Here is a 14,000-nt window from a genome sequence, read left to right as displayed (position 1 = left end):
CGTGTGCAGAGCGCGGCAACTCAAACACACGCCCGCCCGACCGCCACACCGGGGGGCGAAACCCGGAGAAAAGTCTTCGGCATCGACTACACGGGGCGGCTGAAACATCTGACGGAGGGGGTACCGGTGGAGAATGTGCGGTCGGGCGCGGACACGCTTCTCTCAGCGGATCCCGCCGTGATGATCGTCGGACCGCCGCTCAAGGAAAGGAAAGAATGATGGCACAAAGGGTAAGCTCGCCCTTCTTGCGGCAGCCGAGGCGACCTTCTGCGTAACTGCTCGCTGCCTTGCTTCGATAGCTTGCCAAGGCGCTAGTTGCGCCGCTGGAATGCGCCCACTGCGTTATGCCGATCTAGGCGGAAAAGTCTCACCCCGTCTTGAATTTGCCAGCATCCTGCACCGAGCCATGACGGTTGCATGAATCCGGGGAGCGGGATTCTGGTCAACCTTCGGGCGGTAGAATCGGTGTTCACTGTTGCGCCCGACTTCGCATCGAGTTTCTCACCGCTGTCGACATCTCAATCCGATCGGCCATCTCAAGCCCGTAAAGGCTCATCTGCTCCTCGGTGGCGATCCGCGAGATGGAGCCGATCGGCCGTCTGGCGCGCTTGCGGCGCACCCATCTAGAGCAAAAGATCGGAGTCGGGAGTTCTTCTACACGAGCGCACGCACATGTCGCCGAGCTATACCCCTCGGAGGATACGACCGGCACAGGTGATCGCGCACTTGCGGCCGGAACGGTGACATCGCTGCGACATTCAACTCCCAAAGGTGAATTGAGGCGATGCGCGGCGTGGACGCCGACGCGCTGCTTCCGGCGACTGGCCTGCTCTTCCGCGGCAGCAGCGTTTACTTCCGGACGTGGGTTCGCTGCGATCGGTCGATTTCGCCCCTCCACCAGCTGAACGGTAGATAGCCATTCATCGAGGACCATGAGATCGGAATGGACAAGCCGATTGGTGATTTGGCCGGAGGGCCTCTGCGCATTTTCTGCCCGAGCGCTGGTTCGAACACTCCATGAGAGCATGTATGGATGGCCTCCGCGCGGCCAGCCGGCGTTTCTGACGGCTGGTCGGGTGCAGGCATGTATCGAGGGGTCTGTTCGGCCTTTTTATGCCGCTGGCTCCAATGAAGTCCGCGGATAGAAGGTGAGTAGGTCAGCACTCGTGCTGGTCCGGTCGATGAGGGGCTCGGACGGGGCAAAGGGCGAAACCATACGGGACGCTTCCTGCAGCAATATCTCCCGCATCCAGATGCTTGCCGGGTGACTGTTGTGAAGGGCAGGCCATTGAACGGCCTCGGTGAGTGCAGGAAATGGCAGGGGAAGCTCGACGATCTGCAGGGGTATTGTTTTTGCGAAATGCTGCGCCAGCCGCATGGGCATGGTCCCTATACGGTCGGTACCCGACACCATTGGTGGAATCATGCTAAAGCCCTGTACGACGACTTCAACACGTCTCGTGAAACCGTGCTCGAGCAAATACCATTCCTCGATGGTGGGCGTCCGCGTATTCCCGAACTTGACCGCAACGTGGCCCATCGACATGTATTGCTCAAATGTAAGTGGTTCTGATAGCTGCTTGTTCGTATGACAGCCTACGCACACGAATCTATCCTCGAACAGTGCTGCGTGAGGATGCTTCGACATGAACACGTCCGGCATAATTAGAAAATCGACATCGCCGCGCCGGACGAGCTCCTCGAAGTCGTCGGCAAGAGGCAGGAAATCGAAGCTGACGGCGGGAGCTTCCCGCGCCACACGCTCCACGACCTTTTCAAAAAATACGAGCGTGACGTAGTCCGAGAGGATGATCCTGAAGCGGCGATCCGACTGAGCCGGGTTAAACGGGTCCCAGGAAATGATGGAGAGCTGGATGTTCAGCAGAGCCTCGCGGACTGCCGAGGCGAGCCCTTCTGCACGCGGCGATGGAACAAGTTCTCGGCCTGCCATTGTAAAGAGATCATCGCGGAAATAGGTGCGCAACCGGGCGACGGCGGCGCTCATGGCCGGCTGGCTCAGGTTGATGCTGCGCGCCGCCGCCGTGAGATTACGCTCGGTCATCAGGGCGTCGAGCGCCACTAGGAGATTTAGGTCAAGGCCTTTGAACCGCATGTCTTCATCTTTCCATAACGTGGATGTATGCCATCCAAATTTAATCAGCATCCTTCATTAGTAATATAATTTGACGTTTTCACAGCACAGAGACCGAGTATGGAAACTTTCATTCGCGAATTGCATATTGAACGCGAATTTGAATATGGCGGTGTCGGATTGCGGACGCGCGGTGTTTGGCCAACGCGAGCGATCCATCCACCTTGCGTCGCGAATAATCTTTGCCGATCTTGCGGTGCAGCGCGGCTCAAACTGGGAACGGGTGAATGCGCCTGCGGACGATGCTCGCGTGGAACTTCGCCCCATATACAAGCCCATCATCCTTGAAATCATAGGGCAACGGCGCCGACTCCTTTCCGTTGCCGAGGAAGACGTAGCACCCGGGTACGAAACTGAAGAAGCGGGCGAAATCCTCTGAGCCGTTATCGGATTTTGCGGACCGCGATGCTCCCGCGGTTGAACACATCGCGCGCTACCGCAGAGGCCTCCTCAACCAACGCCGCGTTGTTCAACAACGGTCCGAATTCCTCGTATTTTAACCTCGGCGACATTATAGGTCAGCCCGTCCCGTCGGCAATCACACGCATCTGGTTCTCGATCTCGGCACTCACTTCGGAACGGAAGCTTCGAGCATCGCCGCAAATTTGCCCAGGCCAGGCAGCGCGTTTCGAGTACCGTCAGCGAAAAGCTCGGTCAGGGAAACGACGCTAATGTCAGTCGGACGGAGGCGATCGACTGGCGGCGGTGGTTAGGCTTTTCTGGCGCATAGTTGATCGCCTCGTACAAGCCACCTCGTCTATTGGACTCCTCCAACCATTTGGGACATGGATGGGGCTTATCCAAACAATCGATTTTACCAATCTGCGAGAATGCCGCATAGCGTGTCCCCGCGGTGCCCCGCCGGGCCGGCGGAACGATCACCGTTTGGGCACTGAAAAGGAAATTTGCGTGACGTGGCCATATGCAATTCGTGCTTTCTGCGCGGGGCGTTGATGAGAGTCACTCGGAGCTGAGGTCGGCGCATTCGCTGGAGCAAACAAATGCACGTTCTCGATGTTAATCAGATGATCCAGTCCTTCGTGAAATCGCTTGAGCTGGTTGTGATCTTCGCTACCTTTTGCGCCGCGCTGGAGCTAACCTTCCCGGCTTATCGATACAGCTTTGCCTCATACGTGCGCGGCGTGCGGAATTGGATTATTCGCCTCGGATGGGGTGCGCTTGTCTGGCACCTCTTCGCTGTGAGCTTGGACTGGTTAGGGATCGAGCCGCTCGTAACGATCAATTTCGGTACATTGCTTCACTCTGACAACGCAATCATTAACAGTGGACTGGCCGTCCTTTCAGGGGTTTTAGTCGCGATTGCCGGCGACTTCTTTTACTACTGGATGCACCGCGCTCAGCATGCAGTTCCAATCCTCTGGCGCATGCACGCTACCCACCACTCGATCCGCGAATTGTCGGCATGGAATTGCAATCATCACGTTTCCGAGCCCCTCATTTACGCAGCGTTAGTAGCACTACCACTCGCGCTGATCCACTTCGAATCTGGCGTAGTGCCAGTTGTTGCCATGACACTGATTACCTTTCAGGGTCATCTTTCACACTCCAGCACCCGCATCAATCTTGGGCCGCTTCGATATATCATTGGCGACAATAAGTTCCACCGCATTCACCACTCAATGGAACCGCATCACCGGCGCCGAAACTATGGGTTCTTTACAACCATCTGGGACACGATTTTTCTAACGGCATACTGGCCAGAAAAGAATGAGTGGCCGGAAGTTGGCCTTCGGGACCAGTCCGAGCCGCACACCGTGCGCGATTACGTTATGTTCCCATTTGATCGACGTCGCTGGCGTAGAGCTAAAGTCGGAAGTGGTGTAGAGGCTGAGGATTGACGAGTGGAGATTTACGCTTCGAATCTGATTGGGTCGCGAAAACATCAAAACAAGCAATCCATTATGGAACAGCTCCCTCAAACCCCAAACAAGCCTCGATTTAAAGTAGCGGATGGAAGGACTGTGGGGGTGCAACACAAGCATAAAGTTTCCGTCGGCGGCGCATTACATGCTTTCCCTTCGGAACTGACTCTCTAACGCTGGCAAGCACCGACACCGTTAAGTTAATGATGCAGCCGTGCGCCGAAACTCACGCGCGCGGCCGGTTCGTTCGCGCGTGCCCGACTGCGTATGCAGATTATGGTCAGGTCTGACCCTACCGCCATGAAGCGCTGGATTTGGAGGGCATGGCGCTCCACAAGAGGCGATCCGCATAATTCAGGATGGCCCTGCGCTACTGGACCGGGCCCAAGAGGTCCTCAGGCGGACTCATGGTCATGCCAAAGCGGGCAAAGCAGAAGTGCTGAAAAACACCGGCTTTTTCTATCCCGCCGTAGTCAACAAAAAAAGCTGTGGGCTGTTCGTCACACTCACAAAGCAGCACCGCTGACATGCCCAATAGTGCAAGTCTCTTGAGGACTAATCTTCATGCTGTAAAAACTCAAATCGTACTCGGAATTGTTGTTCTTCTCCTGGGGCAAGATTGACATTATATTCCCGCTCGTCAAATGGAATGCGTCGGCCCTCAATGTCACCGTGGCCCGTACATGGTTCTAACGCCAGAAAGTCTTGCTGTGGAAGAGACCATACAACCCAGTGACGCGCGTCTGGCGCGTCAATTCTGATTGTGGCCTTCTCTCCAACGAGCGACAGCCTTTTACTGTTCGCATTCAAAAAACAGAGGGCCTCATTCTGGAAAAGGCTTTCATTTAGATGAAGGCAACGTCCGTGGAATGAAAGCTTCCGTTGATTACCTCGAATTAGCCCTTGGGAAGATATGCACGGGACGAGAGCGGATTCCGATTTCTCGAATTCCAGCCGCCAACTGTCTTTGTGCGGAGACAGTAACGGCCATCTAAATCCGGGATGTATGCCGATGGAATAAGGCAAGAAAGCACTAAAGGACTTGTTTGTTACGGAGATCTCAATATTCAGTTGACTATCTACAATTTTATACGAAATCCTGAAAAGGAAATAAAATGGAAACATTGTTTTCGTGAATTCATTGTCAGATGCTTCTAGTGTCACCTCGCTTTCTGAGTTGAAAACCACGTCAAATTCCTGCGTGCTGATAAAGCCGTGAACAGGCATCGGATAATATTGCCCTTTTATTTCGACAAGCGAAGACTCACTCCATCCGCATGAAGGAAACATCAGGGGACAAGTTTGGTTCCAACCTGGGGAGCCTCGCGGCCAAAGGAGGTCGTTTGCACCGACCTGCCACCCAATTAGCTCTGCTCCTTTTCGGTTGACGACTGCCTGTGCAAGACCGGAACGAATAACGACAGCATCATGCATGAAATGTTGTTACCTTAGAACCTTCGGAAGCGGCAGCCAGGTCTTTGCCTTCTGCAATCGTCGCGCGACCGGATTAAACGACCTCTGGATCGGCATCACGATGGCCAGTGGACACTTTGACTGGGCGTCATTAACAGGTTCACGGGAGTTTCTGGATGACCTAAGCATTATTCGTGCCAAGAAGAACCTCTTATAAATACAACGGCGGTTGGTCGAAACCGATATGTCGCATGCCTTACATTCGTCGAGCATTGGACATGGCGTTTGGTCGCCGCGCTCTCCGACGAAAAGCCCGGCTGACCAGCGCGCCACGGCTGGCAGGCTGATGAGCGGATCATCGCTCATCTGGCTGATAGTTTCCAGTGTCATGTAGCGGGCCCGCTGCACGACCCATGTGGAGCATGGACCGCTCCCTTCCCCCCAGCGTGCGCCTGATGAACAAGAATGTTGAACTTCGATGGCGAATCAATGAACTTATCCGCGGGGTACGTGAATCCTCGTGCACTAAGTGTGCGGAGGAGCCCGATCAGGAGACGGCGCACTGCCCACATATGTGCAAAAGCGGTTAGCGCCATCATGAATATCGCCTTTAGATTGACGGCACGGAAAGGATGTTACATGCGTGCGCCATCAGGTGCTGTTGCGGGACTTTGCTCTGCCTCCGCCACCATGTTTGCAGTGGGAATGGCGTTCCTTGGCTACTGGGGTTTGTATGAGCCCGGCGGCTGGCACAGCGTCGATTTGGTCATTGTGATTTTGGCGCTCGTCGGATTTGCAGCGCTTGGCTCGGTGCCCTGGATTGTGACAACCCCCGTTGTAGATGACGGCGAGGAGAAGGTCATAGCCGCCAGGCGAGCGTTGGCGTTGGGAGTCGTCCTGATCTGGCTGTCCGTTCTCGTCTCAGTATTCACCTAGTGTTCTCGAATTAACAGAAGGATTCCCTATAAGCGAGTCTGGGTCCATGGACAGGGACAAGAGGTTGTTGCTGTCGCCTGAGGATTGGGTGCGGCTGGAAGGTGGGTGGCGGACCGGAACACGCCGCAGAAGCTGGTTTGGCGGGCGCGGATCGTTCTGATGTGGGCGGACGTGTCGAGTCAGGCGGCGATTGTGGCGGACGCTGTCTCGCTTGCGAAGTTCCTCCGTGAAGCGGACGACAAATTGGCCGATCACATGAAGGGCTGAACGCGACGGATGCTAACGAGGAGAAAGTCAGGCGCACCAATAGCGATCATCCGCCGCGCAGAGGCTTATCTACGGCATGGCCGTCTTCCCATTCGCGCAAACTGGGCCTGTTTGCCTGGTGATCGCCTTCGTCAATCCGCTTTGTCAGGAGGACCTACGAGGATATGATCCGCAGACGCGTCTCCTTGTTTCGGACGGATTTTCTCCATAGTGTGCCCTATAAACTGCGGAGAACCTCCCGAACTGAAAGAATCCCCATTTCAGGCAGATTTCTTTCAAAAGCATATGGTTCTCTGGGTCGAGCAGGTCCTCCCGTGCTGCCCGTAACCGAAGCATCTGTAGATACGCTGCAGGCGTTGTATCCTTGAAACCACGAAAACCCGCTTCGAGTGCTCTGGTGGAAACACCCGCTGCATCTGCCACCATTGGCATTGTAATCGGCTGGTTGATATTGGCGCGCATGAACTCGATCCCGCGGCGGACATGTCCGGGAGCAATCATGCAAGGCTTCTTATCCAGCAGATGCGATAATCGATGAGGTACCATCCGTATCACGACATCGGCTAGCGCCTGCGTAATATGAACCATGGCTATGGGAGACTGACAGAGGGGACCATTATCGCGTATTCCGTCTATGATCGCTTCTGTGAGATTGCCGATTGTTCGACCAACTGGTGTTGACAGATCTAGTTCGGGCGACAGGTCGAGCGAGCCTCTAAACGGCACATCGAAAGTTTCGCCAATGGTCCGTTGGATCAATGGCCAATTAAGCACCAGCTCATCTATTAGATTGGATTGCCCATGCATTGAGATGCTGTCAGGCTCAAAATTCCTGTAAAGAAGCAATTCTCCCTGTCGGGCCTCGGCCACGCGCGAACCATGCGTAACCGCCATGCCACCCCTGCGCGGCACCACGATCGATAGATGCTCTGTTGCCTCGGAACACCACTGAGCGCGGAACTGAAACCCTTCATTATGGTAACCCGTAATCAATGCTGCGCTTTCAGAGGCCGTAAGATCGAGCCCCCAACGGAAGTCTTGAGCACGACCGACGAGATTGGCGTCGAATGTGCCGAAAACCTCTCCGAGGGTTTCGATCATGCTGTCGAACGTTGAGCCACGATATCGAAAAACGGCATCACCGGGGCTTTTTTCCGTCATGTATTCTCCAGGTTCATTGTTGCCGCTTTATCGCTCCTTCAATGGCCGAGGACCTGACCGAGAGATGTGCGTGTGCATTCCGATTGCGGCGCGCTGTCGATCGTGCCGGGATGTGCGCCCAGGACACTTGATTGCCGCTGAAGAGCCACCTTGACAAGACTTTCTTGCAGCCGACAAAAAAACATTGTCAATTTTGCGGTGAAGCGCGGCTCAAACTGGGGACGTGTGTCGAGTTGCCGACGATCGAGAGCGCCTTTTCCGGATCCACATAAGGATTCTCGAACGGGCCCTGTCGAGCTTCTGGATCAAATCCGGATCGCGGATTGATCGAGGCGCTGTTCGCTATGCGTCCCGAGGCCGCTTCGCGGCGATCCCCTCGGCCACGGCCTTCGCCTGCACCCGAATGTCAGGGGCGGCCGTAATTTCCCAGAATTGTCCCGCCGTCAAGGCGCCAATCAAGCTTCATGCGAACCTCCTGTCAAGGACCGATATTCTTCGGCTAGGAAATCAGCGAATGACGTCGCGCATTGGCAAGAAGATCGCGAAGCGATGCGGTTGGTCCGTACAGCATCAGCAGGCGATTCTCCTCGCGTTTGGCGAGGCGATATCGTCGTGCGAATTCCACAACTGCTCACTCACCGCTGGCCTTTCTGCATCGTCGCCTCGTGAGATCGAACCACGGCGACGACCTTTACTCGGCCGCCGCCAGCGCCGGGTTTGCGCCCGGAAAGAAGGCCGCCAATTCGCCGATCACTTCGTTGATGCGGCTCAAAAGCGGATCGGATGAGACCGCATACTCTGCAAAATCGCGATCGGACGCATAAATGGCGGTCGGAAGCGTATGGGACATGAAAAAACCGAACAGCGGCCGAAGCTGATGCTCGACCATCAACGCATGCCGGTCACCGCCGCCCGTCGCCGTGATGATGATCGGCTTGCCCCGAAGCTCGTGCGGGTCGATCAGATCGATGAGGTGTTTGAAAAGACCGGGATAGGAGCCCTTGTAGGTCGGCGAGCCGATGATCAGGGCATCGGCCTGCACGATCTCTTCGATGACACGTCTGGCCTGCTCGTCGAGATCCCTGCGCCACAAGGCCCCACCCAGCGACGGACCGACATCGTGCAAATCATAGGTCTCGGTCGTAAAGCCGTAGCGGATGTTCGCGCGTTCGGCGATGTGCCGGACAAGTGCCAGTGTTTTGGATGGGCGGTTGAAGCTGCCAGCGATGCCGACGAGTTTGAAACCTGACATGGTTTTTCCTCTCTTTGGTTGCCTCAACTATTGTTAACAAAATTACTAGATTAAAGGAATGGGCGTCTGACCTTGCTCGCGTCGTTGAAAAAAAACATTCGTCTTGATGATCCAAGCTAAGGCCTATCGCCTCGAAGATGACGTTCGAGGAAAGGCAAATTGTCCTGTCCCCAGTAGATTTCGCCATCGTAGACATAGGTGGGAAACCCGAAGACGCCGCTGTCGCGCGCATGCACGCGGTCCGCCGACCACTTGTTCTGGACGTCGTCGTCGGCTTGGCGCCGGAGAAGTGCCGCGCCATCGAAACCTGCAGCGGTCACGATCGCTTCGCGCACATCGGGCTTGCCGATATCCCGGGCCGCGACCCAGAAGGCATGCTGCAGAGCCCGGGCAGCGCCGATCCAATCCAGCCCATCGAGATAGGCGGCAATCACGAAGAGGGATGCCGGCGTCGGATCGCTGAGCTCCGGGCGATGTTCGAGCCGCAACTCCTTGCCGCGCACGCGCGCCCAGCGTTTGAGATCCCGCGTCCAGTAAGCGCGGCGGATCTCCGGCCGGTTGCGCGAGAAGATGCCGCCATTTTCCTCGACCACCGTCGTCAGATAGGGCGTGATGACGACGCCGTTCTTCGCCGCAAGTTCGACGAAGGCATCGAAGCCGATGTAGGACCAGGGCGAGCCGATCGAAAAGAAATATTCCACCAATTTTGTCACTGATGAATGTTCCTCGTAAGGTGATTGTTCTGGTGTCGAGTGGCCGTTGCCCGACGGTATTTCAGGAAGCGGCCCGAATTTCGGGCTGTGCCTTCCATCCGAGCTCCGGCGCGATAAGCGTCACGAAGTCGTGGAGAATCTGGCGATATTCCTCGTGCTCGAACTCGTAAGGAAGCTCCAGCCTCAACTCGCTGACCTCGGGCAGGATCGGATCGGCGAAAAGCTGCTCCAGTATTTCGTCCGATGTGCCGAGGACATCGCGGGCGAACAGGGTGCGCCGCTCGCCCTGCGGCGAAAGCGTTCGCTCATGGCGGCCATCGGCATAGTCTCGATATCGGCGGCGCGTTGCCGCATCGGCGCTGTCGAAAGGCACGATGACGCGGCCCAGCGCGACGCGGCGGTGCGTGTCAGCAGTGCGATAGGTTTCGATCAGCCGCGATTGCGCGATGAAGAAATCATCGGTCCCCTCACCCGTTATCAAATTGCCGGTCAACAGGTTGAAGCCATTGCGGCCGGCCCAATCCGCCGAGTGCTGCGACCCGCCGCCATACCAGATCCGGTCGATCAGGCCTTTGGCATAAGGCTGCAGGCGCGGCCGCTGCGGCCCGAAGGGTGTCTTGATGGAGGTTGGCTCATCGCCGAGATAGGTGCCGCGCAGATTGTCGGCAAAGCGCAGCACGCGATCATGCGAGAAATCATAACCAGTCCAGTCGCCGTCGAAGACCAGCGGGCCGATCAGCTCGGCATGCAGCGGCTTTCCGGCGCTGACGCCGACATTCAGCCGGCCGCGCGAAAGAATATCGACCGTCGCAAGGTCTTCGGCCAGCCGATATGGGCTTTCATAACCGATCGGAATGACTGCAGTTCCGAGCTCGATCCGGCTGGTGCGCTGCGTGGCCGCCGCAAGAAAGGCGCTGGCAGAAGAGATCCCCGGCTCCAGGTGCCGCTGACGGACCCAGGCGCTATCGAAGCCAAGCTCCTCGCCATAGTGCAGTTGCTGGAGCGTCTGCTCCAATCCCGACAAGGGATCATCGTCGGGATAATTGCCGGGGATGAGGAAGCCGATATGGCTGATGGATATATTGCGGCCGCTCATGTCGTGCTTTCCGATGATCAATATTTCGGCAGCCCGGGCGGGTTGGTCTCGGATACGGGCAAGGCTTCTTCGGAAAGATGCCAATGATCGAGTATCCCCGCATAGGTGCCGTCCTTGATCAGACCATTGGTGGCAACGGTCAGCGCATCGGCGAGTCCGCTTCCCTTGCGGGTGGCGATCGCGACGTCCGATCGATCCGGCCAGCCGGCGCTCAGCGTGCCCACCCGCTTGATGTTCTTGTCGCGTGCCGCAATGAAGACGAGCTGTGCGTGCGGCTGGACGATGACATCGGCCCGACCGGAACGCAGCGCGAGAAGGCTCGCCGCCTCGTCGTCGTAATACTGCAGTTCGATCGGCTTCAGGCCTGCGGCGACGTCGTCGTCGCTCCATTTTACGAGGATACGCTCCTGATTGGTGCCGGCGCCGACAATGATCCTCAGGCCCGCCGCGTCCTTCGGCTCCTTGATCGAGGTGATGGGACTATCGGCTTTCACGAAGAAACCGTGCAGGCCCTGACGATAGGTGGAAAAATCGAACTTCTCCTTGCGCTGCTCGGTAACGCCGACATTGGAGATGACGGCATCATATTTGCCCGATGTGAGGCCGAGCGGCCAGTCGATCCAGGCGACCGGGACGATCTCCAGCGTCAGGCCGAGGCTGTCGGCGATGGCATAGGCATAATCGGGATCCGCGCCCACCACGGTTTTGGCGTCGGTGGCATAGGTCGCGAGCGGCGGGCCGCCGGGGCTGACGGCGATGGTGAATTTACCTGGCGTAACGAACTTGAAATCCTTAGGGATCGCAGCGATCGCCGCATCCTTCCTGGCTGCATGAAGCCTGCCCGGCTGCTGCGGGCTCAGGTCGAAATCATCGGCCGCATGAACCGTCCCGAAGCCCGTCAAGGCTGCCGTCAGCGCCGCGAAGAAAAAGGTGCGGATATCAAGAAAGGTCGCCACGTGCGATATGTCTCCGTTTGCAGTGAAAGTCAGGGACGGAGCGGCTCGAACGGCCGTCCGTCCCCATAGACATTACGAACCGCTCTTCGGCAGGCCGGGCGGGTTGGTCTGGGCCTTGTCGATCGCCTCGGGGCCGAGATTCCAGGTGTCGAGGATCTTCTTGTACGCACCGCTGGCAATCAGGTCGTTGACGACATCGGTCAAGGGCGCCGCCAGGCCGCTGCCCTTGCGTGTGGTGACTGCGATCTCGGCCGTGATCGGCCAGCCGCCGCTGACGGTGCCGACGAGCTTCGTCTTGCCGTTGATGCCCGCCGCATAGGCCTGCGTGGCATTGACGCTGAAGACGGCATCGGCTCTGCCGGACTGAACGGCGAGATCCTTGACCGCATCGTCATCGTAATACTGCACCTCGATCGGCTTGAGACCGGCCGCGACATTCTGCCGATCCCATTCCAGGAGGATCTTCTCCTGGTTGGTGCCGGCATCGGTGATGACCTTCAGGCCGGCAATATCTTTCGGCTCCTTGATCGCCGTGATCGGATTGTCGGCCCTGACGTAGAAGCCCAGCTCATCCTTGCGGTAGGTCGAGAAATCGAATTTCTCCTTGCGTTCTTCCGTGACGGTCACATTCGAGATCACCGCGTCGAACTTGCCGGAGGTGAGCCCCAGCGGCCAATCGGCCCAGGCAACGGAAACGAGGTTGAGCTTCAGGCCAAGACTGTCGGCAATCGCCTGGGCGAGATCGACGTCATAACCGATGACCGTTTTGGAATCGGAGGCATAGTCGTGCAGCGGCAGATTACCGCTGGAGCTGATGCCGACGGTGAAGACACCGTTCTCGACGAACATGAAGTCCTTGATTTCGGCGATACGCTTCTCGTTCTTTTCCACCCGCAGCCGGTTCGGCTGTTCGGGGCTGAGATCGAACTTCTGCTGCGCCTGAGCGGAACCGAAACCGATCGCGCCAATGGTGACGGCTCCCGCTATGAGAAGCCTTATTCTATCTGTAAATGCCATGCCCCTTCTCCAATTCATCTTAAGATTGTGGTTGTTGTCGTTCGACCGGAGCAGCCCGTCGCGGCCCGGCATTTCACCAGCGCTGTCCGGCGCTAGAGAACCTTGGCAAGGAATTCGCGCGTTCGAGGATGCTCCGCTTGCGTGAAGATCCTGGCCGGCGGACCGGCCTCCAGAATGCTGCCGCTCTCCATGAAGACGACGGTGTCGGCGACTTCGCGGGCAAAACCGATTTCATGGGTGACGATGACGAGCGTCGTGCCGGTGCGGGCCAGTTCCTTGATGACGTCGAGGACCTCGCCGACGAGTTCCGGATCGAGTGCGGAAGTCGGCTCGTCAAAGAGCAGAACCTTGGGGCGGAGCGCCAGCGCCCGAGCGATGGCGACCCGCTGCTGCTGGCCGCCGGAGAGCTGGCGCGGGTAGGCATTGACCTTGTCGCTAAGGCCGATACGGGCAAGAAGTTCCTGCGCCAGCAGCACGGCTTCCTCGCGGCCGACGCCACGGACCTCGATCGGAGCTTCGATGAGGTTTTCGAGCACGGTCAGATGCGGGAAGAGATTGAAGCTCTGGAAGACCATGCCGATATCGGCGCGGCGTTTCAGGATATCCTTCTCCTTGAGCTCATGGAGCATGTCGCCCTTCCTGCTATAGCCGACGAAATCGCCGTCGACGGAGATGAAGCCTTCGTCGACACGCTCCAGGTGATTGATCGACCGCAGCAGCGTCGACTTTCCCGAACCGGAGGGGCCAAGAATGGCGGTCACGCTGCCGGCCGGCAGGTTGAGCTCGACATCGTCGAGTACCTTCAGCGAGCCGAAACTTTTCGTGATGCCGTGGATGCGCACCGCACCACCTGGCCGCATAGCCGTCGCATCATGGAAGCCGATTTTGCGGATTCTATCGGTCGCCGTCTCCAGCACAGGGAGCGGCCGGCGGAAGCGCTCGAAAAACGCCTGAAAGGGCAGCGGTGTCGGATTGCGCACGGCGCCCTTGGAGAAATAGCGCTCGATATAGTGCTGGGCGACCGACAGCACCGTCATGATGATCAGATACCAGACCGTTGCGACCATCAGCAGCGGAATGACTTCGAGATTGCGGCGGTAGATCACCTGGACCGTATAGAAGAGCTCTGGCAGCGCCAGCACATAGACGACGTA

General features: G+C 57.4%; 12 protein-coding genes and 2 pseudogenes. 4 read left to right on the top strand and 10 right to left on the bottom strand.

The window, feature by feature from the left end; all coding sequences use genetic code 11:
* A pseudogene (locus C9413_RS32735) lies at positions 1 to 219 on the top strand (hypothetical protein); the annotation flags it as partial.
* Positions 220 to 1,111: 892 nt separating this feature from the next.
* Here the strand turns inward: C9413_RS32735 and nodD2 are convergent.
* Together nodD2 and C9413_RS33320 are read right to left on the bottom strand one after the other, a co-directional pair.
* On the bottom strand, positions 1,112 to 2,113 hold the full coding sequence (gene nodD2, locus C9413_RS15650; RefSeq protein ID WP_052451724.1) for a transcriptional regulator NodD2: 1,002 nt from the start codon (positions 2,111 to 2,113) through the stop codon (positions 1,112 to 1,114).
* A 247-nt stretch (positions 2,114 to 2,360) separates the two neighbouring features.
* Positions 2,361 to 2,843: pseudogene (locus tag C9413_RS33320) on the bottom strand (amidohydrolase); the annotation flags it as partial.
* Positions 2,844 to 3,153: 310 nt separating this feature from the next.
* On the opposite strand from C9413_RS33320, the gene C9413_RS15640 reads away from it, so the two are divergent.
* Positions 3,154 to 4,011: a sterol desaturase family protein gene (locus C9413_RS15640; protein ID WP_040114176.1), complete on the top strand. Its 858-nt coding sequence runs from the start codon at positions 3,154 to 3,156 to the stop codon at positions 4,009 to 4,011.
* Positions 4,012 to 4,590: 579 nt separating this feature from the next.
* Here C9413_RS15640 and C9413_RS15635 read toward each other — a convergent pair.
* Positions 4,591 to 5,469, bottom strand: coding sequence for a hypothetical protein (locus tag C9413_RS15635; RefSeq protein ID WP_082046639.1), 879 nt, complete (start codon positions 5,467 to 5,469; stop codon positions 4,591 to 4,593).
* A 618-nt stretch (positions 5,470 to 6,087) separates the two neighbouring features.
* Here C9413_RS15635 and C9413_RS15630 point away from each other — a divergent pair.
* A complete protein-coding gene (locus C9413_RS15630; RefSeq protein ID WP_040114174.1) occupies positions 6,088 to 6,384 on the top strand; it encodes a hypothetical protein in 297 nt (98 codons plus the stop codon).
* A gap of 105 nt (positions 6,385 to 6,489) precedes the next feature.
* On the top strand, positions 6,490 to 6,651 hold the full coding sequence (locus C9413_RS15625) for a hypothetical protein (protein ID WP_165922009.1): 162 nt from the start codon (positions 6,490 to 6,492) through the stop codon (positions 6,649 to 6,651).
* A 144-nt stretch (positions 6,652 to 6,795) separates the two neighbouring features.
* Here the strand turns inward: C9413_RS15625 and C9413_RS15620 are convergent, their stop codons facing one another.
* The 7 genes from C9413_RS15620 to C9413_RS15590 all read right to left on the bottom strand — a co-directional run.
* Complete coding sequence (locus tag C9413_RS15620; RefSeq protein ID WP_040114173.1) at positions 6,796 to 7,812, bottom strand: AraC family transcriptional regulator; 1,017 nt, start codon at positions 7,810 to 7,812, stop codon at positions 6,796 to 6,798.
* 691 nt (positions 7,813 to 8,503) lie between these two features.
* Complete coding sequence (gene msuE, locus C9413_RS15615; RefSeq protein WP_040114172.1) at positions 8,504 to 9,064, bottom strand: FMN reductase; 561 nt, start codon at positions 9,062 to 9,064, stop codon at positions 8,504 to 8,506.
* A gap of 116 nt (positions 9,065 to 9,180) precedes the next feature.
* Positions 9,181 to 9,777 (bottom strand): DsbA family protein, encoded by a 597-nt coding sequence (locus C9413_RS15610; RefSeq protein WP_040114171.1) that lies wholly within the window; start codon positions 9,775 to 9,777, stop codon positions 9,181 to 9,183.
* 61 nt (positions 9,778 to 9,838) lie between these two features.
* Positions 9,839 to 10,873, bottom strand: a complete 1,035-nt coding sequence (locus tag C9413_RS15605; protein WP_170250615.1) for an LLM class flavin-dependent oxidoreductase — start codon at positions 10,871 to 10,873, stop codon at positions 9,839 to 9,841.
* A 17-nt stretch (positions 10,874 to 10,890) separates the two neighbouring features.
* Positions 10,891 to 11,829 carry an ABC transporter substrate-binding protein gene (locus tag C9413_RS15600; protein ID WP_040114170.1) on the bottom strand — a complete coding sequence of 313 codons (939 nt, stop codon included), beginning with the start codon at positions 11,827 to 11,829 and terminating at the stop codon, positions 10,891 to 10,893.
* A 72-nt stretch (positions 11,830 to 11,901) separates the two neighbouring features.
* A complete protein-coding gene (locus C9413_RS15595) occupies positions 11,902 to 12,846 on the bottom strand; it encodes an ABC transporter substrate-binding protein (protein WP_040114169.1) in 945 nt (314 codons plus the stop codon).
* A gap of 92 nt (positions 12,847 to 12,938) precedes the next feature.
* Positions 12,939 to 14,000 (bottom strand): ATP-binding cassette domain-containing protein (locus C9413_RS15590; protein WP_281408641.1); only part of this gene is annotated, 1,062 nt, incomplete at its 5' end.

Source organism: Rhizobium sp. SEMIA 4085 (assembly GCF_013004495.1).
Taxonomy (GTDB): Bacteria; Pseudomonadota; Alphaproteobacteria; order Rhizobiales; family Rhizobiaceae; genus Rhizobium; species Rhizobium gallicum.
This window is presented reverse-complemented; position numbering and strand designations above follow the sequence as displayed.